The sequence below is a fragment of the Desulfogranum japonicum DSM 18378 genome (genome assembly GCF_000429945.1).
GTDB classification, from domain to species: domain Bacteria; phylum Desulfobacterota; class Desulfobulbia; order Desulfobulbales; family Desulfobulbaceae; genus Desulfogranum; species Desulfogranum japonicum.
This window is the reverse complement of the sequence record NZ_AUCV01000034.1, coordinates 36,791-61,114: the sequence shown is the minus strand read 5'-3', so window position 1 is coordinate 61,114 and position 24,324 is coordinate 36,791. Positions and strand designations below refer to the sequence as shown.

Annotated in this window: 23 protein-coding genes; 15 read left to right on the top strand and 8 right to left on the bottom strand. The window is 43.7% G+C overall.

The features are described from left to right. Positions 1-190 precede the first annotated feature (190 nt). From G493_RS0115625 to G493_RS0115590, 7 genes are all read left to right on the top strand, one after another. On the top strand, positions 191-1,756 hold the full coding sequence (locus G493_RS0115625; RefSeq protein ID WP_028581148.1) for a GumC family protein: 1,566 nt from the start codon (positions 191-193) through the stop codon (positions 1,754-1,756). 38 nt (positions 1,757-1,794) lie between these two features. Next, positions 1,795-2,784: an ExeA family protein gene (locus tag G493_RS29580; RefSeq protein WP_084813610.1), complete on the top strand. Its 990-nt coding sequence runs from the start codon at positions 1,795-1,797 to the stop codon at positions 2,782-2,784. A 306-nt stretch (positions 2,785-3,090) separates the two neighbouring features. Further along, entirely contained in the window at positions 3,091-3,909 is an 819-nt protein-coding gene (locus G493_RS29575; protein WP_051309353.1) for a CpsD/CapB family tyrosine-protein kinase, read from the top strand. 580 nt (positions 3,910-4,489) lie between these two features. Then, positions 4,490-5,083 carry a carbonic anhydrase gene (locus G493_RS0115610; RefSeq protein ID WP_028581147.1) on the top strand — a complete coding sequence of 198 codons (594 nt, stop codon included), beginning with the start codon at positions 4,490-4,492 and terminating at the stop codon, positions 5,081-5,083. A 720-nt stretch (positions 5,084-5,803) separates the two neighbouring features. After that, positions 5,804-7,243 (top strand): exodeoxyribonuclease III, encoded by a 1,440-nt coding sequence (locus G493_RS33065; RefSeq protein WP_167332852.1) that lies wholly within the window; start codon positions 5,804-5,806, stop codon positions 7,241-7,243. 13 nt (positions 7,244-7,256) lie between these two features. Then, positions 7,257-7,910 carry a response regulator gene (locus G493_RS0115595; RefSeq protein WP_028581145.1) on the top strand — a complete coding sequence of 218 codons (654 nt, stop codon included), beginning with the start codon at positions 7,257-7,259 and terminating at the stop codon, positions 7,908-7,910. A gap of 239 nt (positions 7,911-8,149) precedes the next feature. Then, positions 8,150-8,422, top strand: a complete 273-nt coding sequence (locus G493_RS0115590; protein ID WP_028581144.1) for an HU family DNA-binding protein — start codon at positions 8,150-8,152, stop codon at positions 8,420-8,422. A gap of 34 nt (positions 8,423-8,456) precedes the next feature. Here the strand turns inward: G493_RS0115590 and lgt are convergent, their stop codons facing one another. Both lgt and mnmG read right to left on the bottom strand, forming a co-directional pair. Then, complete coding sequence (gene lgt / locus G493_RS0115585) at positions 8,457-9,278, bottom strand: prolipoprotein diacylglyceryl transferase (RefSeq protein WP_028581143.1); 822 nt, start codon at positions 9,276-9,278, stop codon at positions 8,457-8,459. Positions 9,279-9,287: 9 nt separating this feature from the next. Continuing rightward, on the bottom strand, positions 9,288-11,165 hold the full coding sequence (gene mnmG, locus G493_RS0115580; protein WP_028581142.1) for a tRNA uridine-5-carboxymethylaminomethyl(34) synthesis enzyme MnmG: 1,878 nt from the start codon (positions 11,163-11,165) through the stop codon (positions 9,288-9,290). A gap of 364 nt (positions 11,166-11,529) precedes the next feature. On the opposite strand from mnmG, the gene rpmH reads away from it, so the two are divergent. From rpmH to mnmE, 6 genes are all read left to right on the top strand, one after another. Then, the gene (rpmH, locus tag G493_RS33060; RefSeq protein WP_084813609.1) at positions 11,530-11,667 is read left to right on the top strand and encodes a 50S ribosomal protein L34; all 138 of its coding nucleotides are present in this window, start codon (positions 11,530-11,532) and stop codon (positions 11,665-11,667) included. Positions 11,668-11,672: 5 nt separating this feature from the next. Next, positions 11,673-12,020 (top strand): ribonuclease P protein component, encoded by a 348-nt coding sequence (rnpA, locus tag G493_RS0115575; protein WP_028581141.1) that lies wholly within the window; start codon positions 11,673-11,675, stop codon positions 12,018-12,020. Positions 12,021-12,103: 83 nt separating this feature from the next. Further along, positions 12,104-12,316 (top strand): membrane protein insertion efficiency factor YidD, encoded by a 213-nt coding sequence (yidD, locus tag G493_RS0115570; RefSeq protein ID WP_035274739.1) that lies wholly within the window; start codon positions 12,104-12,106, stop codon positions 12,314-12,316. 63 nt (positions 12,317-12,379) lie between these two features. Then, positions 12,380-14,020 (top strand): membrane protein insertase YidC, encoded by a 1,641-nt coding sequence (gene yidC, locus G493_RS0115565; RefSeq protein WP_028581139.1) that lies wholly within the window; start codon positions 12,380-12,382, stop codon positions 14,018-14,020. Between the two features lie 22 nt (positions 14,021-14,042). After that, positions 14,043-15,035, top strand: a complete 993-nt coding sequence (locus tag G493_RS0115560) for a Jag family protein (protein ID WP_051309352.1) — start codon at positions 14,043-14,045, stop codon at positions 15,033-15,035. Continuing rightward, positions 15,010-16,401, top strand: coding sequence for a tRNA uridine-5-carboxymethylaminomethyl(34) synthesis GTPase MnmE (gene mnmE / locus G493_RS0115555; RefSeq protein ID WP_028581137.1), 1,392 nt, complete (start codon positions 15,010-15,012; stop codon positions 16,399-16,401). The genes G493_RS0115560 and mnmE overlap by 26 nt, the downstream gene beginning before the upstream one ends. A gap of 425 nt (positions 16,402-16,826) precedes the next feature. Here mnmE and G493_RS32335 read toward each other — a convergent pair whose 3' ends face one another. From G493_RS32335 to cmoA, 5 genes are all read right to left on the bottom strand, one after another. Next, a complete protein-coding gene (locus G493_RS32335) occupies positions 16,827-17,330 on the bottom strand; it encodes a bactofilin family protein (protein WP_051309351.1) in 504 nt (167 codons plus the stop codon). A 20-nt stretch (positions 17,331-17,350) separates the two neighbouring features. Next, complete coding sequence (locus tag G493_RS32330; RefSeq protein ID WP_153306544.1) at positions 17,351-18,298, bottom strand: M23 family metallopeptidase; 948 nt, start codon at positions 18,296-18,298, stop codon at positions 17,351-17,353. A 259-nt stretch (positions 18,299-18,557) separates the two neighbouring features. Then, positions 18,558-19,112, bottom strand: coding sequence for a hypothetical protein (locus G493_RS0115540; RefSeq protein WP_028581136.1), 555 nt, complete (start codon positions 19,110-19,112; stop codon positions 18,558-18,560). A gap of 72 nt (positions 19,113-19,184) precedes the next feature. Beyond that, positions 19,185-20,138 (bottom strand): tRNA 5-methoxyuridine(34)/uridine 5-oxyacetic acid(34) synthase CmoB, encoded by a 954-nt coding sequence (gene cmoB / locus G493_RS0115535; RefSeq protein WP_028581135.1) that lies wholly within the window; start codon positions 20,136-20,138, stop codon positions 19,185-19,187. Between the two features lie 5 nt (positions 20,139-20,143). Next, positions 20,144-20,884, bottom strand: coding sequence for a carboxy-S-adenosyl-L-methionine synthase CmoA (gene cmoA, locus G493_RS0115530; RefSeq protein ID WP_028581134.1), 741 nt, complete (start codon positions 20,882-20,884; stop codon positions 20,144-20,146). A gap of 88 nt (positions 20,885-20,972) precedes the next feature. Here cmoA and G493_RS0115525 point away from each other — a divergent pair, with 88 nt between their 5' ends. Then, a complete protein-coding gene (locus G493_RS0115525; protein WP_028581133.1) occupies positions 20,973-21,479 on the top strand; it encodes a hypothetical protein in 507 nt (168 codons plus the stop codon). Positions 21,480-22,014: 535 nt separating this feature from the next. Further along, entirely contained in the window at positions 22,015-22,389 is a 375-nt protein-coding gene (locus G493_RS0115520) for a PDC sensor domain-containing protein (RefSeq protein WP_028581132.1), read from the top strand. Positions 22,390-22,873: 484 nt separating this feature from the next. Here the strand turns inward: G493_RS0115520 and G493_RS32325 are convergent, their stop codons facing one another. Further along, complete coding sequence (locus G493_RS32325) at positions 22,874-24,319, bottom strand: sensor domain-containing diguanylate cyclase (RefSeq protein WP_028581131.1); 1,446 nt, start codon at positions 24,317-24,319, stop codon at positions 22,874-22,876. Positions 24,320-24,324 lie beyond the last annotated feature (5 nt).

Sequence of the window (24,324 nt, the reverse complement as noted above, 5' to 3'; positions counted from 1 at the left end):
CGATGCAGGTTGCATTTGCGATGTATACTGTAAGGCTATACCAGGGCAGAAAAATTGAGGACTTACCATGATTTGAGGTTTAATCTGAAGGACAGTCCGGGAAAAGGATATTCTCAGACATCCTCCTGAAGGATGTTTGAATAGATGAAAACAGTTGAGCCTGGGAAAAATTTAATGATGATTTGCGCTTATGAATGAACAGTCAAAGCAACTAATAAAGAAATACGTCGATGTTTTTCTGAAACGAAAGACCCTTATTTTTACAATGTTTCTTTTAGGGGTGCTTGGCGGATTAACTGTGTATGCCACAACTCCGAGGACATACGAGGCTTTCGCTTTGCTGATCTATGAGCAACAGAAAGTTAATCCAGCCAAAATGTCTCCTGACCTGCGAGCTAAAACCCGTGAAATTCTTAGTACTATCACACAGCAGGTTACCAGTAGAAATTCATTGGAGCAGATTATTCAGGATATGAATCTGTATGTGGAGGAGAGGAAGAAGATCCCTTTGGAAGACGTTATCGAGATCATGCGGAAACAGGTTCGCATCAATCCCACCAAAGGTGATGTATTTGAAGTCGGCTATATCGGTCCTGACCCCAGGAAGGTGCTACGTGTAACCAACACCCTGGCCTCCAAGTTTATTGAGGAAAATCTGAAATACCGTGAGGAACGTGCAACGGTTACTTCCAATTATATTCGAGACGAACTGGAACTTGCCAAGTTGAGTCTGGACAAGAAAGAACAGTCCATGCGCGATTACAAGCTCCAGTACTATAATGAGATGCCGCAGCAGCGAGAGCTGAATGTAGCCAGGCTTGATACCCTGCAAGTGAAACTGCAAGGGGTTCAGGATAACATTCAGGAACTGGAACGAACAAAAATCCTTGTTCAGGAACAGATTGGTGCCCGCAAACGCCTTTTGAACAATTACTCTACCAATGCTTTGCCGGAAAATGAGCAAAGCAAAAGCCGTGAAACCCTTGATCCATACCAGCAACTGGCTCAACTTCGCAGCTACCTTCATTCATTGACTGTGAAATACAAGGAATCTCATCCGGAAGTCAAAAGGGTGCGGGCTAAAATTGCTTCCATGGAAAAACTTCTTGGAGCCTCGGCTGTTGATGGTTCCTCTCCGTCATCTTCTTCATTTCAGGTCCAGGATCCGGTATTACAGCAGGCGGAAATTCAAAAAAGAGATATTGATCTAAATATCAACGCATTGAGAAAAGATGAAGCAGCCTTGCGGACACAGATCGAAAGGCTTGAAGATTGGATAGCTGCCGCTCCTACCAGAGAAGCTGAATGGAATTCTCTTACCAGAGATTATGATGAGCTCAAACGTCACTATGATTATTTGGTCGCCCAAAATTTGCAGGCTGAATCAGTGCAAAATCTGGAACAGAAACAACAGGGAAGTCAATTTAAGATATTTGACCCTCCGAGATTGCCAGAAAAACCTATAAAACCAAATTTTCTTAAAATCATGATTCTCGCCGTGGGCTTGGGGCTCGCATTTGGTGGTGGCACGGCTCTGGGGTTGGATCTTATTGACAGCTCCTTTAAAGATCCTGTAAGTATTGAGGAATATCTCGGACTTTCGGTTACATGTAGTATACCTGATGTTAAGTTGCCACGAGAGAAACACCAAAATAGAGTGCGATTAATAGCTTTCTATATTTATGTGGTCAGCGGTGTTTGTGTAATCGTTGGGGCAATTTGGTTTTTATGGTCAAAGGGTAAATTGATCATTTGAAAGGTTTTTTCTATCAACTTTTTTTATAATTATACGATATGTATCGGGCATTTTATGGCCTCAGCGCCAAACCTTTCAAACTGACTCCTGATTCCAAAGTCGTTTTTCGCAGCCTTGCTCATCAGGAAGGCCTGGCCATTCTCAAATATGGAGTGATCAGCAAAAAAGGATTTTTGGTGCTCACTGCGAATGTGGGACTGGGTAAGACAACTTTACTTCAGGCTCTTGTCGATTCCCTTGATATGGGAGTGAAACTGTGTCTACTTAACAACCCCTTATTATATCGGGATGAGTTTTTTTCATATCTGGCAAACAAGTTCGGACTTCCCTGGGATGGAAACAAGGCAATGTTCCTTATTGCCTTTGGTGAACTGCTGAAAAAGGCTTACGAAGAAAATGAACGTATCCTTTTGATCATTGATGAAGCCCATGTTTTGCCCGTTGATTTGTTGGAAGAAATTCGTTTGTTGTCTAACCTGGATGTTAAAGGGCAGGATGTTTTATCCATATTTTTAGTCGGTCAACCTGAGTTAAACGATCTTATGCAGGATGATCGTCTTTTACCCCTTCGCCAGCGTATCGGTATTCGATATGATTTGAAGCCTCTCTCTTTAAATGAAACTAAACAATATATTCTCTTTCGGTTACGGAGTGCCGGAGCAAGACAGCCAAACATTTTTACCAATGAAGCGGTTGCTCATATTCATGAGGTTAGCAAAGGAACACCCAGACTTATCAATATTGTTTGCGACCATGCTTTGCTGACCGGATTTGCTGAAAACAGGCAAGTCATTAACGGAGAGCTTATAAAATCCTGCGTTGAGGATTTACATTTTCCCGGTGAATCCACTCCATTGCCACTTGCACCTAAAACAAGCAAGGGAAAAGATCTCCGTAAATATATGCTAGTTGTTCTGGTCGTTGTTTTTTTGTTGTGTGCCGGATTTCTTGCAAGAGAGTATTTACCTGATAACAGGCTTGTATCCTGGCTATCCTCATTTCTACCTGTACAATGGCCGACAAAATGAAGCCTGTGAGCAGCTAGGCTAGGGCGGCGAATATAAAGACCCAATCTTGTCGGTATCCTACACAATTTTTGGATAGTGAGTATTTTTCGTGCCCTTGACGTTTATGATACTCTTGCTACAAGATTGAAGCGTAATGAAAAGATCAAACTGGACAGCTTTCGAAATCTCTATGTTGGGGGTTACCACTACCAGCGCTTTTTATAAAGAAAGAGATTATATAAACTTGTTGATATTCATCGAAACTGCCAAAAGAAACGTACCGTGTGGTTTTATACCCTATAAGAGTGAAGGGAGGATGCTGTAACAATGGGAAAAGTTGGTAATGCCTTAAGTAAAGCAGCAGAAAGCGAGGCTATTGAAAACAAGGAAAGGAAGGTCAAAAAATCCGGAAAAAGAAATAAGGGCCCTGCAATTCCTGACAGTTGGGAGGAGAGATTTCGTTTCGGATTGCAGTATATGCCAGAAGTCGCTGAAAATATACGTACTTTACGAACCAGGATTTTATACCCGGTAATGGGCAAAAGTCCGCGCTCCATATTGGTGACCAGCGCATCCCCAGGCGAAGGAAAAAGTTATATCTGTGCAAATTTAGGACTTTCCCTTTCACAGGGGGTGGATAGTTATTGCATGGTTGTTGATTGTGATCTGAGAAGACCAACCCAGCATAGACTGTTCGGCGTATCAAATTTAAAGGGGGTATCAGATTACCTCCAGGCACAAGTACCACTGGAAAACCTTATTTGTAAAAGCGGTGTACCAAAACTTTCAATATTACCCTGTGGCTCGTTACCTGAAAACCCGTCAGAGCTTTCAGGCTCGTCGAACATGGTAGCCTTGATTGAAGAACTTGAAGCAAGGTATGACGACAGATTGATTGTGTTGGACAGCCCGCCGTTAAATGCAGCGGCTGAAACTGCTATTCTTGCCCAGCAGGTTGATGGCGTTGTTTTGGTCGTCCGTCATGGACAATCTCGCCGGGAACATATCAGGGCTTTGGTGGAAACCATAGGGCGTGACAAGATTATAGGCGTAGTTTTTAACGCATATAAAACAAACCTTTTGGATTACAAAGTGTTTGGGTATTATTCTGATTATCAGAGTAAATATTATTATACCGACGAATAATGTCTCGTCGGGAGATGATATGAAGCCGTTGTCTCGTTGTCACAAGGAGATGGGCAAACCCCGTGATATAACATCTTCAAGGTAACAGGTTGTTTTTTGCCTTGGTATAAAACAATGGCAATTTTTTATGGTTGTTCTATTGATTACCTTTTTGATATGACAGATTGTAACTCTGTGAAAAGAAGAGTGAAGAATGCAACTATCAGTTTCGTTGAAGTATCATATTACTTCCCTTTAACAGTAAAAACGTGTAAATTGCCCTGTTAATTAGCAGTCATGATCCTGAAGAGGGATTTTCCAGGTTGTTAATTGGCCATTTAAAAGGATTTTTTATTAATGGCGAGGTAAGGGTAATGCTCGTCCGGAAATGATTACTCTTTACTGTGGTGTGCGCAGGCTTACATGCTGGCGCGTTCGATCTTTCGAAGAGATATATTTGTTTTATCTGTATCTCATTCCATTTTTTGCTAACAGAAGATAATTTGTGCGCAAAAAAAAGTAGATTGATCATCATCTGCGAGTGTGTCGTTTCTGGAGGGATACCGGGCTAAGGAACACCATTTACAACAAGGATAATGTGATGCAGACGGCAAATGTTAAACGATCCGGAGATGAAGTATTGGAGATGCTTCTCAACGGTAACGGGCGATTCATCGCTGGCAAGTGTGAACATCCCAATCATTGTGAAGAATCTCGTAAGGGGCTGATAAATGGTCAGGAGCCACTGGCAGTGGTTCTCACATGTGCGGATTCTCGTGTCCCGCCTGTTGATGTGTTTGATCAAGGTTTGGGAGACCTGTTTGTGGTTCGAGTCGCAGGCAATATTATTAATGACCAGATACTGGGAAGTATCGAATATGCGGTAGCTCATTTACATACTCCGCTGGTTATGGTCATGGGGCATTCCTCCTGTGGAGCCATAACGGCAGTATCTCAAGACGTGAAACTCAATGGACACATTGCCAGTCTCACTGCGCCCATAGATGCAGCCTTGAAAAAAACCAAAGAATTGGAGGGAGACTGGACAAACAATGCTGCCAAGGAACTAGCCAAAAATATGGCTGACAAAATTGCCTCTTCCGAGCCAATTTTGTCAGATCTGGTTCAAGCCGGTAAGGTGAAAGTTGTTGCGACATATTATGATCTCGCCTCTGGTCTAGTTACTGTTCTATAAGATTTTAACACGGGGAAAACATGTCTTTTCTCCGTGTTTTCTTTTTTTATTCCATCATATATCTCTTTTCCTAGAAGACTTTTGTACGGTAATAAGTTGCCTGATATATCAAAGTCGTGATACTTTAAAACTAGGTGAATTGCTCGCTTGTACTTTATCACCGGACAAGAACAGTTTGCCGAGGTTACATATGAGCCTCTGTCCGATAATAATTGTTCACGTTGTTGGTAAACATTGTAAGGAGACGGCCAGTGTGTCGCTGTACATCCCCTGTGAGTGGTCACAAAATTGTTTTTCATTGTTGGTATGGCCCTGCACCAGCTCAGCGAACATACCGGAACCTCTTCAAGATTTTGCCTCAGCATAAAATTGATCTCGGAGTCTGTCTCTCCCTCCGAGAATTTACATTGAGGATAACAAGGTCATCATGCAGCCTTGCGTGTATGATATCCATCATATACGCTTTTAGCCTGCGACGTGTTACTGTGGAGACACGTTTTGTGGCTGTAGGGATGGCTCCGTTCCGTTACATTTTTTCCTGCATTGCCAGGCGTGCAGTTGCGTAATCCTTTTCTGGCCGGTCAGATGAAAATCTGTAACAGGTGACATCCGTTTGTTTTTTTATTTCAGGATACCACGTAATTGGTTGTTTATATTTCTTATTACCTCAGCAATTAATAGCTGGGCAGAAATTTTTATTTTCACTTCAGGTAGACTACATTGGCCAGCATCGACATTGAAACTATTTTACCTATACTCAAGGAAGAGGTAGCCCAATATCAAGTACCGGTGGTCGATTTGATAGCCACCCAGAGTCAGGATCCTTTTAAAATACTTGTGGCCACAATTCTTTCCGCCCGTACCAAAGACGAGGTAACTGCCGCTGCTGTTCGCAGACTATTTCAAGAAATACATGGACCAGATGACTTAGCCCGTATTGGTAAAGAGCAACTGGAGAAAATCATATACCCAGTTGGCTTTTTTCGTAATAAGGCAAAGTATCTTGAGCAGTTGCCAGAGGCTTTGAATAGGAAGTTTCAGGGGCAGGTTCCCGCCACAATGAAAGACTTGCTTAGTCTTCCAGGAGTCGGGCGAAAAACCGCCAATCTTGTTTTAGCTGTTGCCTTTGGGAAGCCTGCCATCTGTGTGGATACCCACGTGCACAGGATCATGAACATCTGGGGATATGTAGAGACGGAAACTCCTTTACAGACAGAGATGGTGCTCCGTGAAAAGCTGCCGCAGAAGTACTGGATAGAAATCAATTCCATACTGGTTGCTTTTGGACAGGGTACATGTACGCCCCAGCGTCCCCATTGTGATCAGTGTGTAATCGCAACGCATTGTCCACAAATTGGGGTTATTCCCAGGACGATAAAGCCAGAGAAGAACACTGATGGGAGAGTGTTTGTATCCTGGAATGTGAACGGGCTGCGAGCTGCTTTGAAAAACGGGTTTATAGATGTGTTTGCTTCATTCAATGCAGATATCTTTGCTCTTCAAGAGATCAAGGCGCTGCCTGAGCAGCTCCCGGCTGAGATTGTCGATATGCCCGGGTATCACGTTTATATCAATTCCGCCAAACGTAAAGGTTATTCTGGAACCGCTATTTTCAGCAAAAAGGAACCTGTAGACGTTTATTACGGTTTAGGAGAGGAAGCTTTTGATGAGGAGGGACGTGTACTGACTTTGGAGTATGACACCTTTTTTTTCGTAAATGCTTATTTTCCCAATGCCCAGCCTGGCTTGAAAAGACTTTCCTTCAAGGAAGCCTTTAACAGTGCTATGCTCAAGTATCTGCAAAAATTGGAAGAGAAAAAAACAGTTATACTTTGTGGAGATTTGAATGTAGCTCATAAGCCCATAGATTTGGCTAATCCCAAAAGAAACGAGCAGAATCCTGGATTTTCTCCTGAAGAACGTGCATGGATGGATAAATACGTAGAGGCCGGACTTGAAGACACCTTTCGTATGTTTTCAACGGAAGCTGAACGGTATACGTGGTGGAGCTACCGTTTTAATGCCAGAGAAAAAAATATTGGCTGGCGGATAGACTACTTCCTTATTGATAAAGCTAGTCGTGACAGAATAGCTGAAGCGTCTATTCATGAACATGTAATGGGATCAGACCACTGTCCTGTCAGTATCAGGTTTCAGTGATTGATTGGCTAATATGGGAACGTATAGAGTAGTTATTGCCGATGACCACAGTCTGGTCAGACAGGGGATTAAAAGTATACTGGCTCAGGACCAGGCAATAAAGGTAGTGGGTGAAGCTTCAACAGGGATTGAGTTGCTAGATTTTCTCCGGGGTAATGAAGCTGATCTTATTATTCTTGATATTACCATGCCGCAAATCAACGGGCTGGAAGCTGTTTCTCAGATAAAAAAATCCCAACCTGATATGAAAATCCTTGTTGTAACCATGCATGGAGGCAATCAATATTTTTACCAGGCAATATCGGCTGGTGTCCATGGGTATTTGATGAAAGATGATTCTGAAGCAGAACTTTTGCAGGCCATTGCCTGTGTCAGGAGAGGTAAAACGTATGTTTCTCCCCAGTTGAGTCAGGATATTTCAGGAGATATTATTTCAGCTTTTCGTAACCAAGCTACATTACCTAAAGTGTCTTTGTCAAAAAGAGAAAAGGAAGTACTTGGTCTGGTGGTTCAGGGGCATACCAGTAAGAAGATTGGAGAGCTTTTAAAACTGAGTCCCCGGACAGTAGATCATCACAGAGCGAATCTACTCAAAAAGTTCAATATGAAGAATACTGTTGACCTGGTTAATTATGTTGTGCGCAATGATTGTTTCATTGATGGCTAAATGAAAAAAATCCTTCTCGCAGAAGCTTTTTTTTAGGATGCATACCAGTTACTAACTTCTCTCTATTAAAGGTTTTTTTTGCAAAAATAGGTAAAATTACCTAGGTGGATTTAGGTAATTCCCTCAATTGTCTTTTCTTTTAATAAACGTATAATTGCACAATCTCAAGGCAGGGCCGTCTATATGGGCGGTGTTAGGCGTGAAAAAAAAAGGAAATATGAGTTGAGAAGGAGTTTGTGATGAATAAGAATGATCTGATTGAGACAATAGCTGATACGGCACAAATCAGTAAAGCCGCTGCAGAAAGAGGGCTGAATGGCATGTTAACCATGATGTCAATGGCCATGGAAGATGGTGAGCGAGTGACATTGGCTGGTTTTGGCAGTTTCACTGTTGTTGACCGCGCCCCCCGGACAGGAAGAAATCCCAAAACAGGCGAAGTGGTACCCATTCCTCCTCGTAAGGCTGTTAAGTTCAGACCTGGCAAGCATTTGTCCAAGAAACTACAGTAAGCGCTGAACTTGCATAACCTTCCTGTTCTTCGAATCAGCTCAACCGTTGCTGTCGTGAATGTGGGTAACAGCGTGCGATCCACAATCCGAGGCCGATTATGATCATGAAGAGACTAAGAATCTGTCCCATGGTGAATGCTTGAAAGACAAGCCCTAGCTGTGGGTCAGGTTCGCGAAGGTTCTCCACGCTAAATCGAAAAGTTCCATACCCAATAAGAAAACAACAGAGAATCGAGCCGTGAATCCATGGGGGGCTTGGCGAAGATTTCCATGGTTTGGACTTGATACTCCAGAGTAAAATAAAGAGTAAGAGGCCTTCAAGAAGGGCCTCGTAGATTTGTGATGGATGACGAGGGAGTGGCCCAGCATCAGGAAATACCATTCCCCACGGTACATCGGTCACTCTCCCATATAACTCACCATTAATAAAATTACCCAGACGACCGAAAAATAATCCTATGGGTGCTGTCGCAACATAAATGTCAGCAGCTTTCAAAAATGCTATACCATGACGCCTGCAGAAAAGAAGACCAGCTATGAGGGCTCCCAGGCATCCTCCATGAAATGACATTCCTCCTTCCCAGACAGCAAAGATGTGCAGAGGATGGTCCATATAATATTGGAGATTGTACAGGATGATATATCCCAACCGACCCCCAAAAATTACTCCTATGATGAGTTGCACATTGAGATTGTCAATTTGCTCAATGAATTCATGCCATTTGAATTTTCTAGCTTGGTATTGCACCAGAATATATGCTGCAGTAAACCCGATTACATACATCATACCGTACCAGCGAAAATGTAAAGGGCCAATGGAAAAAATTTCAGGGTCGATAACCGGGTATTGCAACATGGTTTACTCTCAGGCGAGTCCTTTTCGTTTGAGGTGAATCTGAAGAATGGATATTGCCGCCGGAGTCACTCCTGATATACGTGAGGCCTGACCAAGAGAGCGGGGCTGCACTGTGGTCAGTTTTTCTACAACCTCGTTGGAGAGTCCAGGCATCCCTTTGTATGTGATGGTGTCAGGTATTTGTATTCGCTCAAGTTTTTTGAAACGGCTTACCTGTTCTTCCTGGCGCTTGATGTATCCTGCATACTTTACCTGAAGCTCAATTTCCTGGCTAAAAGAAGATGCGCGTGAAATGTCTTCTGTCTGAGTGGATTGCAGTAACTTATACAGTGTATTGAGGGTAATTTCTGGACGACGTAGTAAGTCCGCCAAGGTAAGGCTTTGGGTAATGGGAGCAGAGGGAATGGATTGGAGAAAGGTGTTGACTGTGTCTGATGGCTTTATTCTTGTCGTATAAAGATGTTGAACTTCTGTGTCGATTTGCTGTTTCTTTTCACAGAATGTGTTCCAGGTCGATTCGTCAACAAGACCTAGTTCATAGCCAATTTTTCGCAAGCGGATATCTGCATTATCTTCCCGCAGTAGAAGGCGATACTCAGCACGGGAGGTGAACAGGCGATATGGTTCTTTCGTGCCGAGCGTAATAAGGTCGTCGATAAGTACGCCAATATACGCCTGGGATCGATCTAGAACGAGCGGTTCTTTGTTTTTAACGAGTTGAGCGGCGTTTATACCGGCAATAAGTCCCTGACCTGCGGCCTCCTCATATCCAGATGTGCCGTTAATCTGACCAGCGAGGAATAAACCGGCGATTTTTTTTGTTTCAAGAGTAGCCTGTAATTCTCTTGGATCAACGTAATCATACTCTATGGCATAACCTGGCCTGATTATGCGCGCGTTTTCCAGGCCTGGTATGGAATGTACCATGTCTATCTGCGTACTGAGAGGTAGACTGGTTGGTATGCCGTTTGGGTATACTTCAACAGTATCGAGCCCTTCAGGTTCTAGAAAAATCTGGTGCCTGCTTTTTTCGGGAAACCGCATGACCTTATCCTCGATGGACGGGCAGTAGCGTGCTCCAATTCCCTCAATAATTCCGGCGAACATAGGAGATTGATCAATTGATTCGCGAATAATCCGGTGTGTATTTTCGTTGGTGTAGGTTATGTAGCAGGGCTTCTGCTCTAATACCGGTCCTTTTTGAGAAGAGAATGAGAAAAGATTTGGCGGGTCGTCGGAGTGTTGGGCTTCAAGCTTGCCATAGTCAATGGTGTTGCCGTCGAGTCTGGGGACAGTACCTGTTTTCATCCTTCCTACGTTAAACCCGTACTTCCTGAACCACTGTGCCAAGTGGAGGGATGGCACATCCCCCATACGACCGGCAGGAAAATTTTTCAGACCAACGTGTATCAACCCATTAAGAAAGGTACCTGTTGTTACAATCACTGTGTGTACACGGAAGATTTCGTCAAGGGAGGTGCGCAGGCCTGTAATTTTGCCATTTTCGACCAGTATTTCATCTACAACTGTCTGGCGGATTTGAAGGTTTGGCTGGTTTTCGAGCACAGTCTTCATGCGAAGCCTGTACAATAAACGGTCAGCTTGAGCCCGGGAACTTCTCACCGCAGGACCTTTGCTGGTGTTAAGCTGCCTGAACTGAATACCTGTTGCATCGATGTTTTTAGCCATTTCGCCACCAAGAGCATCGATTTCCCTCACCACGTGACCTTTTGCCAGACCACCGATTGCAGGGTTGCAAGACATCGCACCGATTGTGTCGGCATTAATCACACAAACCAATGTCCGGCACCCCATACGGGCTGCAGCGAGTGCGGCCTCGCATCCGGCATGCCCTGCGCCAATAACAGCTACGTCAAATTCTGTCATATATAATACTTGTTTGCTTTGAATATCTGGAAAGAGTAAATATGGAGGGCATACGAACCTACTTCAGGTGTGAGCAGAGAGCCGAATGCAAAGCTTTATTATAGAATGTATGTTGATTTTTTGCAATGGAAACACCAATCGTATGAAATGATTTGACAGAATGGTTGTACTGTGATTATTATGTGCAGTTTCGAAAAGGTGCTCGATATGCCCAGAGTTAAGGGCATATCTCCCAGCCTTGCCGCCATTTGTATACATTGCACACTGTGAATTTATGGGGCAGGGCAAACTATTCGACAGAAATCGGGAGAGTAACGGGCCGAACTTTTAAAGAATTTCTCACAGTTTTATAAGGAATCACGCTATGAGTAAGAGAACTTTTCAGCCAAGTAACACCAAACGACACCGTACACATGGATTTCGCGTGCGAATGAAAACACATGCCGGCCGTGCTGTGATTAAAAGACGCCGTGCACGGGGGCGTAAACAGTTAGCTGTCTAACCCCTATGAAACAATTTGGACTCCCAAAATGTTGTGTGCTTAGGAAAAACGGGGAGTTCAAAAGAGTATACCAGGCTGGTCGACGTCTGTATGGCGAGGGATTTGCAATAATATATCTGGCAAATAATCTGCCGCAGAGTCGCCTGGGGATAAGTGTACAGCGAAAAGTGGGGAATGCTGTGAGGAGGAATCGCATCAAGCGATTGGTGCGTGAAGTGTTTCGTTTGCATCGTGCTGAATTCCCGCAACAGGCGGATATCATTATCACTGTGCGGCCAGGTATCACCATAAACACCACAGCGGATATGTATGCGGCCATGGGTTCTGTACTATTGTTGTCTGAGAAAAGATAATGCGTAAAAATACAGAACCAGCGTGCAATATGTCTGAGCCCGGGAAAATTTCAAAGAGAAATTTTTTGGTACCTTCTGGAAAGGTGGGTGTCAAACTTTGTCTTTTTTTTATTCGTGGGTACCAGTTGTGTATTTCTCCCCTTTTTCCTCCCACATGCCGCTTTAGTCCTACCTGTTCCCAATATGCCATGGATGCGGTCAAGAAATATGGTGTATTTCGAGGTGCGGGAATGGCTATCTGGCGTGTTCTTCGTTGTCACCCGTTTTCCAAAGGTGGCTATGACCCCGTGAAATAATCAAGGAGCAATGTTGATCTGTCATAGGCTTATAGCTTTATGCAGCTCCACAGAGGATCTACAATGGATTTACACAGAGCCATATTGGCCGTTGCGATATCTTTTCTTATTCTTTTTGGATACCAGTATTTTTTTGTGAAACCTGCTCTTGAAGAGCAGAGTAAAGCTGTCCAGGAGCAGGTTGTAGAGGCGGGACAAAGTGCTGATGCGCAAGTATCTGCTGCGTCTACCTCCACTGATACCACATTACCGACTGTCGCCGTGGACTCCGAGGCGCGTGATATAACCATAGATACACCGCTGTATACCGCGGTCGTTGATGAACAGGGCGGAGGCTTTAAAAGCTTTGCATTAAAGCAATACCGTACTGATATTGATCCTCAATCAGGACCCATGCAACTGATCGTGACTGATAATCCCGCATATTCAGCAGGTGTATTCACGCTGGATAACGGCAACGGCGTGATTCCAACTTTTAGGGCAAATATGGAGAAGTTGACCCTGAAGACGCCTGGGGAATCAAAAACTTTGGTTATGAAAGCCACAATGCCTGGAAACATTCGTCTCGTACGTACATTGGTTTTTCATGCAGATACGTACTTGATAAATGATTCCTATGTGGTTGAGAATGCTGGGGATGCTGTTCAGCAGATTTCACCAGCCATATCAATGGTGAATAGGCCTTTTTCACATTCCAATGTGAATAGTCGTTACCAATTTTCAGGGCCTACAGCCTTTCATAACGGAGAATTGATTCAGACTAAGATCAAAAAATTACAGGACGGCCCCCTAACTCTGCCTGGAGGAATTACCTGGACAGGTTATGTTGATCACTATTTTATGACCACCATAATTCCCCGTCAGGGAGATCTTTCATCGGTTTCTTTGTTGAAAAATGATGACCGCGTGCGAACATTGCTTTCCCATGGTTTGAGTACGCTAAATGGGCAGGAGAAAAAGGAGTTCGGATACGATCTCTATCTGGGACCCAAAAAACTGGATGTGCTCAAACAGGCTGGAGATCAGTTGGATGCTGCTGTGAATTTTGGTTGGTTTGATATGTTAGCCAAGCCGATGCTGTGGTTACTGAACTTCTTTCACGATTATCTTAAAAATTATGGCGTAGCCATTATCCTGGTAACCGTGATTATCAAAGCTGTTTTCTGGCCCATCACCCAACGGGGGATGAAGTCCATGAAAAACATGCAGAAGCTGCAGCCAAAGATGGCAAAACTCAGGGAAAAATATAAGGACGATCCTGCCAAAATGAACCAGGAGATGATGGCCATGTACAAAACCTATAAGGTTAATCCTTTAGGCGGTTGTCTCCCTATGTTTATCCAAATTCCGTTCTTCTTTGCCCTTTACCGTGTACTCATGGCCTCTATTGAACTGCGGCATGCACCTTTCATGCTTTGGATCAATGACTTGTCAGCGCCCGATAGATTATGGATAGGGGTAGACATTCCATATCTTCATGGAATACCTGTTTTAACCTTGCTTATGGGGGCATCCATGTATCTGCAGCAGAAAATGACTCCGACCACTGCAGACCCGACACAGGCAAAGATAATGCAGTTTTTACCTGTTATTTTTACTGTTATGTTTCTTAATTTTGCCTCCGGACTTGTTTTATACTGGTTTGTAAACAACCTTCTTTCTATTTTGCAGCAGCAGCTGATAAACCGGGAAAACAAGGCCTGAGTCACCTCAAGGATATATGTCTATGACAAAAGGAAAGGATTTTTTTGGTAAAGATATAACAGATGTAATCGAACAGGCATGTAGCACGTTTCAGACCACCCAGGATGAACTGGATATCGAAGTACTTGAAACAGGATCGGCAGGGATTTTCGGATTGTGTAAAAAGCAGGCGCATATACGTGTTACACGAAAACCCTGTTCCGAAGGAGAAAGCGAACCTGTAAAGGAGACGAGCAATACAGCAGCACCTTCTGGCAGCGATAAGGTGGAAGAAACTCTTCCTGCGGAGAATGATCAGAGCGGGGAAATTGAGAAGGTGCAGGAAACTCTTTCGTCAGCGCCAGAAAATACAGAACTCCCAGAGGAGCCATCTGTTTCTGGAAAGAGTGACTCTGACCAGGGAAATGAAATTCCTGAAGAAACAGACGTGGAACAGGTAACCATTCCTGTTCCCCCTTATGGTAGAAATACCATGGAGGTTGTAGAGGTTCAGCCGCCCAGCCAGGATGTATTGGACTCTATTCAGGAGACACTTAGCCAATTGCTTGGGCATATGCAATGCCCTGGTACAGTTGACGTTCAATTTGTTACCAATACTGTTGAATGCCAGATAACCAGTGAATATGAAACCGATATTATCGGCCCTGATGGAAGAACACTTGACAGCTTACAGTATTTATTAAGAAAAATGATCGCAAGACAGCTTCCTGATCGAGCTTTGTTAGCGGTTAACGTCGGTGAATTTCGAGAGAAACGGGCTGAAGAATTAAAACAGAAAGCTGTTAAATTGGCAGCATTGGTCAAAGAGGATGGGAAGACCCAGGCCATACCTGCATTGAACCCATCTGAAAGACGAATTGTTCATATTGCGTTACAGGATGATAAAAGCGTGCGCAGTCGTTCCGTAGGTGATGGCCTGTTTAAAAAGGTATTGATCTACAAACCAGGGAAGAGCCGTAGAGGGCCAGGAAAAAAGAAGCGAGGCCAACATGGGAATAGGCGGTCGAACGACTGACACCATTGCAGCCATAGCAACTCCCCCTGGCACAGGCGGGATTGGTATCATACGGATATCCGGCGACAATGCCCTCCCGATTCTCAAGAGGATTTTTGTTCCGAAATTACCGTTTGACACGTATGATAGCCACAGGTTGTATTACGGAACGCTCATCAATAGAGATGGACGTATTCTGGATGAAATCCTTGCTGTATATATGCAGGAGCCAGCAACGTATACCCGTGAAGATGTTGTTGAGCTACACTGCCATGGATCGTATCTGCTTTTACAGACTGTTTTACAGCAGATTTTTGAATTTGGTGCTCGTCCGGCCGACCCAGGAGAATTCACCAAGAGAGCTTTTTTAGCTGGCCGCATAGATTTAACTCAGGCTGAAGCTGTGATTGATCTCCTTCAAGCCCGTACCGAAAAAGGCGCCCATCTCGCGGTTAAGCAGTTGCAGGGGAGACTGAGCGTAGAGCTTGAACCGGTTCGAGCGGCTTTAATAAGCATTTTAGCCCGGTTAGAGGTAGCTATTGATTTCCCTGAGGATGATGTTGAGCTCGTTGACCGCAAAGGTATGTTGCTAGAGGTTGAAAAGAGCATACTCAAGCCCATTGATAAGTTGATTTCACTTGCATCTCAAGCTAAGATCTACCGAGAAGGCATTAGCGTTGTGATCGTAGGGCAGCCCAATGTGGGAAAGTCCAGCCTGTTAAATGCGCTTTTACGAGAAGAACGTGCTTTAGTTACCGATCTCCCAGGTACGACCAGAGATACCATAGAAGAATTGATAGCCATTCAAGGGATTCCCGTTCGACTCATTGATACAGCAGGGATCAGAGCGCATACAGATGTTGTTGAAGAATTGGGAATTGAAAGGGCGCTCGCAAAAATGCGCCAGGCAGACCTTGTGCTCTATATGCTTGATGGTACTAAACAGTATGAACAAAGGGATGCGGAACTCTATGAACTTATTCAAGAAATACCTCATGTTATTCTTCTTAACAAGATGGATTCCGCTGCTGAAGAACAATTAATTGCTCTTGGGCAACGCTTTGCCCCTCAGCAGTGTATCCCTATTTCAGCCAAAAATTCTCTGGGCATAGATGTGTTGCAGGAGGCTATGTACCGGATAGTTCTTGGAGATACTACTCATAAGGATGCTGCAGAATGTGCCCCGAATACGAGGCATCTCTCTGTGCTTGAACAGGTCAGGGAAGGTGCCTTCCGTATGCAGGAGGCCTTGCAGTCCGATGCCTCATACGATTTATTGGCAGTTGAAGCACAGGCTTCTCTTGACTGTCTGTCGGATATTGTTGGTATTACGACACCGGATGATGTTTTGGATATCATCTTCTCTCAGTTCTGCATTGGTAAATAAATCCTGATATAGTAATCTGAAGCAGACCGCAACCATTTACTCTGATTTCTCCCCAATATTTAGGCCGTTGCACCGAACACATAGTGAACTAGCGAAGTCTTCTACGTTTACCTTTGAGGTAAAATTTTGAAGAAAACGCGACTATCGGAAGCCGCTAAGCAACAAACAAGACTGCAAAAAGGCCTTTTACTGACAGGTATGAGATAACAGGGGGATGGATATCTCCACCTCACCCATGGTGAGGTATCTAATACCTAACTACTCATAAGGGAAATGGATAATTTTGAAACTCCCCCGTATTTGTAACGGGTTACAGGGTGCCTGAGATTTTCGCAATCAGGCTGGTACAGCGTATTGGATATACGTAAACCAGGCTGATCGCGGAAAGATCAGTCACACACTGTGAGCAGTTCATGAATCCTTCTTTATTTTGCACCAGAGACGGCTTCTTCCTTTTTTTTGTTCTTTGGTTCATCGTTGGCCGCAATACTTCTTTTAGGCGCATTTAAAACTGGGATTTCCTGTGTCCTGGCTCCTTTATCTGCAGCTGATATTTCTCCACTGAGAAGAGCTCCAGGTTCCACGGTCAGGCTTTCTGCAATAAGTTTTCCTTTGATACATGCACTGCTGTGAACAGTTACGACTTTCGCTGTGATGTTGCCAGTTACCTTCCCGTGGCAGATAAGACTTTCTAGAATCATATCACCGTCCACACGGCCGGATTTGCTTAAAACCAATGCCTCTCCATGGAGATTACCATGCAACTGGCCATCAATTCGAGCTTTCCCTTTAAAGCGTAACTCACCGGTAATTTCCATCTGCTCAGCAATAACAGAAGATATGACTTCTTTATTGACTGACACCTTTGGTTGACTGGCGGCAGGGACAGATGATGGAGAGTCGTTTTCCTTATTTTTGAAGATACCCATGTTTCTAAGACTACCTTGTATTAGTGTATGGAAAATTTAAGTTTGGAGATTTTTACGTATTTCATTGGATTAACAGGTTTGCCATTCAGGTGAAGTTCGTAATGCAGATGTGCACCTGTGCTGCGTCCTGTGCTGCCTACGAGGCCGATGATCTGCCCCCTGTGGACTTTATCTCCTTTTTTTACAAGCCGTTTATGTAAGTGCGCGTAAAGAGTTTTATAACCGTTTTTGTGCTTCACAATAATGATGTTGCCAAAATCTTTTGAATAAGCAGAACGGGAGACCACACCATCAGCGGTTACTGAGACATTGGCACCTTGCCGGCCTCGGAAATCGAGGCCTTCGTGGAATGCTCTCCGTTTATTTAACGGGTCGTTTCTGGAACCATATCCTGAGCTGATGGATGTATTGATAGGTTTTCCCAACGGAGTGTATTTGAGGAAATCAAGATATTGATCTGTCTGGAGGATAAGCTTGTCGCCAAATTGCTGGCCTTTATCGGGAATAAAAATTCCGCCACTATGTTCTGGGTCTTCCTCGATCTGTACATCAATGCCCAATGCATCGATGATGGTTTCTATGGCTTTTGAACGTTCATCCAGCCGACTTACACTTTTTGCAAGCATGGCATCATGTTTTTTCTGCAGCTTGGCCAATTGTTTTTTATATTTCTCAAGTAAGGCATCCTTGATTTTGATATCTGCGATTTGGGCCTGGCTTTCCTGCTCTTGGGAGAGACACACCTGGGAGGAATTATCCAGTTTAGAGTGCAACTGAGCCAGTTGATGCTCCAGTGTGTATGCGGATGCAAAAAAACTGATACCGCTGATGGTTCCTATCAGGAGGACAAGAAATACTCCGAGAGAAATAAATAAAACCTTCTGCACTAATATTTTGGGGACGATAAAAGCGCGTCCGGGACCTGATTCGCCGGTTACGATTATATGGAGTTGTCTATCTATAAGCATTTTTCTCAAGGTAAATGCCTGGAACCTCTGTTCCCCTGGTAAGGTGAACACAGGAACCAAATTGATGGTCGATTGATGCAATATCCGATACTACTGAATTGAGAAAAGATTCTGCTGAAGAACAAAATCGTATCTTCGATTTTTATACCCGGAGGAGCACGCAATTGCAAGGTTAAGGCAGGAAGCGGATGATTTTTCAGTATCCGCTTCCTGGCGAAGAAATATTCTGTTGGGTGTTCAGGAGGGGCTGTACAGCTGGTTATGAACGTTCGCCAAAGCTACGGCTGAAGAGCTCTTCTATGGCTACCAGGCCGTTTTCACTCAAATAGCGGGTTCCGGAGCCTACGAAGGTTGTATACCCGATTGTAGGGCTGTCTTCCTGCCAGGAACCATCTTTCCAGGTGAACCATTTAGAGTGTCCCTGGTCAAAGACGTGCAGAGGACGATTGAAAAGTTTCGCAAGTTCTACAGCCCAGCCTGTACCACCCTTTACAGAATTATCATCCAGAATAGTGCCGATAACAAAAATCTGGTGACCTTTGTTGACCATATGAAAGATTGTTTGCAGGACTTTACGAATTTTTTCCGTTTCATAATATGTCCTGTTCATCATTCTGGAGGCAATTTCCATGCTTATATCACCACGCTGTAATTCTTCTTCTGAGAGGATTACAGCATTGCGGTCGCGATTCAGGCGATGACCTTCAAATGAGAAAATAACTTCACTTGCGCCATATTTTTCCGCTTGCTCACCAAATACAGTTTCTGCTCCTTTGAGGCCTCCGTGGTATAGGGTGCAGTCGCTTGCAATCATTCTTGGTCACCTATTTGTGTTGGTTAAAAGTAAGGCACGATTATACCTGAATGTGCCGTTTGTAGTTTGGAATTATCTTGTTACCTTAAAAAATACACGATAGGGGGCAGGATATCCCTCTATAGTAAGCGTAGGGTTGTTCTTGTCAATAAAATCTTCATAGGACTCGAAAATCATCCAGGAGGTTTTTCTTTGTTCCAAATTACTCATGGGGTGTTGACAAAACATTTCTGACGAAGAGAAACCAACACGCGCAATCCAGTTAGCAAGACACGCAGCTGTCGGAACGAACCAGGTTCCTGGTACTTTTGCATATGTGTTTTCTGGAAAAAGGGCATGGGATTGGTCCCCGGGGATGATTTGCGATTCAATGATTGCCGTCCCACCATCGACTAATGCATTGCGGAGGTCAGCGAGAGCCGCAATGGGAGAGGGACGATGATAAAGTATGCCCATACAGAAGATGACATCGAAGCAATCAGGAAAGAGTGGAAGGTGCTCTATGCCGAGAAGCTCGACATCCAGGTTCGGTTGTTGCGCAAAAGTGTTGAGCGTTTTAAATGTGTAGTAATGGTGTACATATGGTTCAAAACCCAGAACAAACTTGGGAAGATGATGTGCCATGCGAAACATGTAGTAGCCATTGTTACAGCCAATGTCGGCCACAATTTTGTCTCGTAAGTCTGGTAAATGAGGAACTATACGATTCCATTTCCTATCACTGCGCCATTCGGAATCAATCTCCACTCCAAAGACAGAAAAAGGGCCTTTGCGCCAAGGGATGAGATTTTGTAGAGCCTTGACTAACAGTTCATGCTCTTCATTATTAATATCTTCACGTAAACCTATCTGAACCGTATCTCTGCCAAAGTCGCACAGCGTTGCACGGAGGTGAGCAATATTTTGCAATGGGGTTCTGTAGCGTAAAAAACCTTTTTTGGGTCTGGATATCCATTTTTCTTTTTCTGAGAGGAGATTGTTCAATTGATGATGATTGGCTTTTGGAAAAAGCTCTTTACAGTTCATTGATATCATTTAATTGCTACCCAGGATGAAAAATTGAACCAGGTGAAGAATAGCTCCACTTCACTGAACCCTGTCTCTTTAAGGAGATGTGTATTTTCTTGAACGGAAAAAGGTATAAGAATATTTTCGAGTGCTTCCCTTTTTGCAGCTATCTCTAACTCCGAGTATCCCTGTTTCTTCTTAAATTGATGATAAATGGAAATGAATTCACGATTAAGTTGTTTAGCATGGGAAATGGTTTTTTCACTCAAAAAGAGCAGGCCGCCATCAGGGAGTGCTGTGTAAAGTTTTTGGAGGAAATCCTGCCTTGTAATAGGCCGTAAAAATTGCATGGTGTAGTTGCATATAATAGCTCCTGCATTGGGTAAGGGGGCACTGGTGATGTCTGCAACTTCAAAGGACAGCAGGTGTTCTTTTTGGTATTGAGCACTTTTTCGTGTGGCCTTTTCAATCATTGGCACTGCGTTATCCATCCCGACATAACGCACCTTCATGTGTTCCAAGCGTCTACTTAACGCTAGTAGGGTTGCTCCTGTTGAGCAGCCGAGGTCATAAATGACCTGGTTATCTTTCAGTCTCCGTTCAAGGAGGTCGGCGGTTGCCTGAGTAACTTGTTCGTAAAAAGGGATGGAGCGATTGAGCATATCGTCAAAAACGTCAGCAACCTGCTCTGAAAAGGAAAAATCTTCAGTAATCGCCTTTTTTGCAAATAAACGATCCTTGCCTTGTAGTTCTCTATCTGTCATATTCCTTTAACGGTAATTGTATCCTGAGTTTCTTTTTCTTTCCCACATCATGTGGACGATTGTTTTCTCTAGCATAGAGGAGCCTGTTATGAACATGAAAAAATACGCAAATGTGGCGATTAGTTGTATCGCACTGCTTTTATTTCTCGTTTTTATTGCCTTTCTGGGCACGTATCTTGGGCCGCATGGTTTGTTTACAGCAAATACATCAGAGGGGTCTGGCGGTAAGGAGAGACCCGTATTAACCTTGAACGAGGCCGTGCTGGAAAAATTCAGCGGCCACCAGGTCGAGGCGCGGTTCCATCTGTCCAATAATAGCGTACACAGCATTTCATCTGTTACCGTTGTCTGCTCTTTTTTTGATAAACATGGGAGGTATGTTGACACCGACAGATGGCTGATCCACGAACAGTTGCTTCCCGAGACCAATATCTCCGTTGTATTAAAAGAAAAAAAATACCTCCATACTCAAAGTGTTTCCCAATCGTGTTCCATAGAGTCATATTCCCTTCAATCTCAACCTTTATTTGTTGTCCGGCGAAGTGATCCTGGTATTCATTCAGACGAAGGTGTTACCGATCATGGGCAGCATTGATACCTGATCACAGGGAACCTGTCGGAGAAAGCTCTTTGGCCCCATTTTTGTGTTGTTTGCAGAAAATCAATGCTCGCAATATCAACTATATGGCTATGCTTGATTTTCTGTAAATGCCTTAATCTGAAACAATAGCAATTCTCCGATAGGCTCTTAGGCCAATAAAAACAGTCCATCAGTTGCAGGTTGTCATTTTTTTGCGACGGAATACTTGCGTCTTTGATCAAGTATCAGGGCTGTATTGGTGCATGAAGGTATGCCTCTCTCTGTTTTTTTGTCTCCTGAAAGAGACGACGGTCTGCCCTGTTGAGTAAAAGGAATTGATGTTCGGACACTATTTTTTTCAGGACAATTTTTAACGAAAAAGATGGCTGTCCGAATGCGCATCAAAATTGTCGAATTGTTCAAGAAAGTATGAGAAATTATTACTATCGGTGTGTCTTTTGCAAGTGAGCAGCTTCAAGAGTGAGTCAGAGTTTTCGAATACCTGCATGGGGCGGGTGATTCGAGATATAAAAAAACCGGAGGAGGGATTATGAAACATTTGGTTGCAGTAGTTTCCTTTGTTGCAGTGGTATTTTTCTCTGTACTGGCAGTTGCAGCGGATAAAGTGTCCATAGCCAATCATGTAGATGAAATTGTTTCTGCAATTGATGGCGGAAAAGAGGCCGCAAGTTTTGCTCCTGATGCTTATACACCATATGCTTTTATCATGGACTCCTCTGGAACATTGCTGGTTCATCCAAGTCTGGCAGGTCAAGATCTCAAGGAAAAGGCTATGCCAATTTACGAAGCCCTTCAGGCTGCCACTGATAAGGGGCAATGGATAACCTATGAGTATAATGGCAATGAAAAGAATACCTACGCCAAAAAAACAGCAAGTGGCCTGATAGTTGGGAGTGGTTATTAACGGGTACAACGAGGCTGTAAAGTTATTTTGCAGTTTTCAAGCAGTTTTGCATAGGCAATCTGCTTTATTACCAGGAGATTGAAAAACAGTTATGGGGCTTCACTTCATTCGAAGCCCTGTATTTATCAGCTGGCTAGGCGCCTGTCGGAGGAAGCTTTTTACCTTCATATTTGTGTTGTTTGGAGAAAGTCAATGCTCGCAATATCAACTATATCGCTGTCTTGATTTCCTGCAAATGCCTTAATCTGGGTAAAAATAGCAATCTTCCGATAGGCCTGGCGCCTGTCCATGAATGGCCTTTTTGTCCAATTTGTTCGTTATGCTCAAAATGTTATCCTCGAAGGCAAGCGAAGACTTCGATATCTGCAAAATGCCTGCGGTAAAATATATCGCATGCTCGGAGTCTACGCTTACCTAAACTTGAGCAAAAATCCTCATGTATGGACAGACACTGGCTAAAGTTGTAAAAAAAGGAAAATACGGGCTAAATGGTTTCGACCCTGTTTCTACCGTTATTTTTTGCTTGATAAACGGCTTGCTCAATTCTTTGAAGAAGCCACTCCATATCTTCACTCTTCTGTTTTTCCACTATGCCTATGCTTACCTGCACATGAATAGGATCGTTTTCAAAAAAAATCGTGGTTTCTTCCACTTCCTTACGTATCTTCTCAACTAGCATCATTCCGGATTGCAGGCTGCAGTCATTAAGCAGGAGAAGGAATTCTTCACCTGCCCACCGGCACAGGCAATCTGTTCTGCGAACTGCACGACTGATAGATTCAGCTATGCTGATCAATACAGCATCCCCTGCGAGATGGCCGTGGATATCGTTGAGTTCCTTGAATTGATCCACGTCGAAAAGGGCAATGGTTAACGGAGACTGGTTGCGATCTGCTTCTCGTATGGCATGTTCAAAAAGAGGTTCAAAAGCGTGTCGATTGGTGAGAAGCGTGAGCTTATCTGTTGTTGCCATAGAGTCGAGTCTTGTTTGGTACTGCTTGAGACTCAAAGCGCAGAACGCTGCGATACATCCACCAAAGGTGAGAAAAATCAGGAGGTTTTGAAAAAGTGCAGGTAGCAGCATATGCGCGACATCAGTTTCTCTTTGCCGGACCAATACATAGGCATCGAGTTTTTCCATATATACTGCACGGGCCTGGATCTTGTTGATAGTATGTTTATGTCTAATGTCGGCGTGATTGTTTTTATCAGTGTAGGCCATGGCATATAACGGTTGAATGCCTTGTATTGGAGAAGAAAGGGTAGATTGGTTGTTACTGTTCGAAAAAAGAATTTCACCTTCCATATCAACAAGGTAGACATCGACCGTATTTTTTCCTGAATCGGTTGCAATACAGTTCTCTAGAGTTGAGAGGGGCACTTCAAACCTCAAAGCACCAATACTAACCTGATTGCGATCGAATAGTTTACGGATTATGGAAATGCGTGGCGGGAGGTGTATATCTGAGTTGGGTATAAGTTGTATTTCGTAAGGGCGATCCAGAGAAAGGGCTTTGTGAAACCAATGATTCTCAGATATTCCAGAGCTGACAGCCTTGATTGTCTTGTTCCCTGAATAATACCGCTGTGATTTTTTAGCAACAACGGTAATCGTGCTCTTGTCGTATGCTTGTTGTATCTGTCTGATGTAATTGTTGATTTCCTTGGGGGGGTCATCTTTTGACAGCAGCTCCCTGAGAACAATATCCTCGGAAAATTTTTCAGATACATGAATTAGGGTTTGGGTAGCTTTCTGAATGGTTGTATTTACCAAATCGGCTGACAGGGGAAGGACCTCCTCACGCAGTTGCCTGTGGTAACTGCGTGAGCCGTTATAATATATAACCAGACTGGTTAAAAGATAGCCCAAGGCAAGAAGGGCACCTATTACACTTATAACCAGACGGTTTGTACGCATTTTATCAGCCATGGTCT

Bases quoted from the DNA above. Each gene is read 5' to 3' on its own strand.
- G493_RS0115625 (WP_028581148.1), top strand. From the start codon at position 191: ATGAATGAACAGTCAAAGCAACTAATAAAGAAATACGTCGATGTTTTT.
- G493_RS29580 (WP_084813610.1), top strand. From the start codon at position 1,795: ATGTATCGGGCATTTTATGGCCTCAGCGCCAAACCTTTCAAACTGACT.
- G493_RS29575 (WP_051309353.1), top strand. From the start codon at position 3,091: ATGGGAAAAGTTGGTAATGCCTTAAGTAAAGCAGCAGAAAGCGAGGCT.
- G493_RS0115610 (WP_028581147.1), top strand. From the start codon at position 4,490: ATGCAGACGGCAAATGTTAAACGATCCGGAGATGAAGTATTGGAGATG.
- G493_RS0115595 (WP_028581145.1), top strand. From the start codon at position 7,257: ATGGGAACGTATAGAGTAGTTATTGCCGATGACCACAGTCTGGTCAGA.
- G493_RS0115590 (WP_028581144.1), top strand. From the start codon at position 8,150: ATGAATAAGAATGATCTGATTGAGACAATAGCTGATACGGCACAAATC.
- lgt (WP_028581143.1), bottom strand. From the start codon at position 9,278: ATGTTGCAATACCCGGTTATCGACCCTGAAATTTTTTCCATTGGCCCT.
- mnmG (WP_028581142.1), bottom strand. From the start codon at position 11,165: ATGACAGAATTTGACGTAGCTGTTATTGGCGCAGGGCATGCCGGATGC.
- rpmH (WP_084813609.1), top strand. From the start codon at position 11,530: ATGAGTAAGAGAACTTTTCAGCCAAGTAACACCAAACGACACCGTACA.
- rnpA (WP_028581141.1), top strand. From the start codon at position 11,673: ATGAAACAATTTGGACTCCCAAAATGTTGTGTGCTTAGGAAAAACGGG.
- yidC (WP_028581139.1), top strand. From the start codon at position 12,380: ATGGATTTACACAGAGCCATATTGGCCGTTGCGATATCTTTTCTTATT.
- G493_RS0115560 (WP_051309352.1), top strand. From the start codon at position 14,043: ATGACAAAAGGAAAGGATTTTTTTGGTAAAGATATAACAGATGTAATC.
- mnmE (WP_028581137.1), top strand. From the start codon at position 15,010: ATGGGAATAGGCGGTCGAACGACTGACACCATTGCAGCCATAGCAACT.
- G493_RS32335 (WP_051309351.1), bottom strand. From the start codon at position 17,330: ATGGGTATCTTCAAAAATAAGGAAAACGACTCTCCATCATCTGTCCCT.
- G493_RS32330 (WP_153306544.1), bottom strand. From the start codon at position 18,298: ATGCTTATAGATAGACAACTCCATATAATCGTAACCGGCGAATCAGGT.
- G493_RS0115540 (WP_028581136.1), bottom strand. From the start codon at position 19,112: ATGATTGCAAGCGACTGCACCCTATACCACGGAGGCCTCAAAGGAGCA.
- cmoB (WP_028581135.1), bottom strand. From the start codon at position 20,138: ATGAACTGTAAAGAGCTTTTTCCAAAAGCCAATCATCATCAATTGAAC.
- cmoA (WP_028581134.1), bottom strand. From the start codon at position 20,884: ATGACAGATAGAGAACTACAAGGCAAGGATCGTTTATTTGCAAAAAAG.
- G493_RS0115525 (WP_028581133.1), top strand. From the start codon at position 20,973: ATGAACATGAAAAAATACGCAAATGTGGCGATTAGTTGTATCGCACTG.
- G493_RS0115520 (WP_028581132.1), top strand. From the start codon at position 22,015: ATGAAACATTTGGTTGCAGTAGTTTCCTTTGTTGCAGTGGTATTTTTC.
- G493_RS32325 (WP_028581131.1), bottom strand. From the start codon at position 24,319: ATGGCTGATAAAATGCGTACAAACCGTCTGGTTATAAGTGTAATAGGT.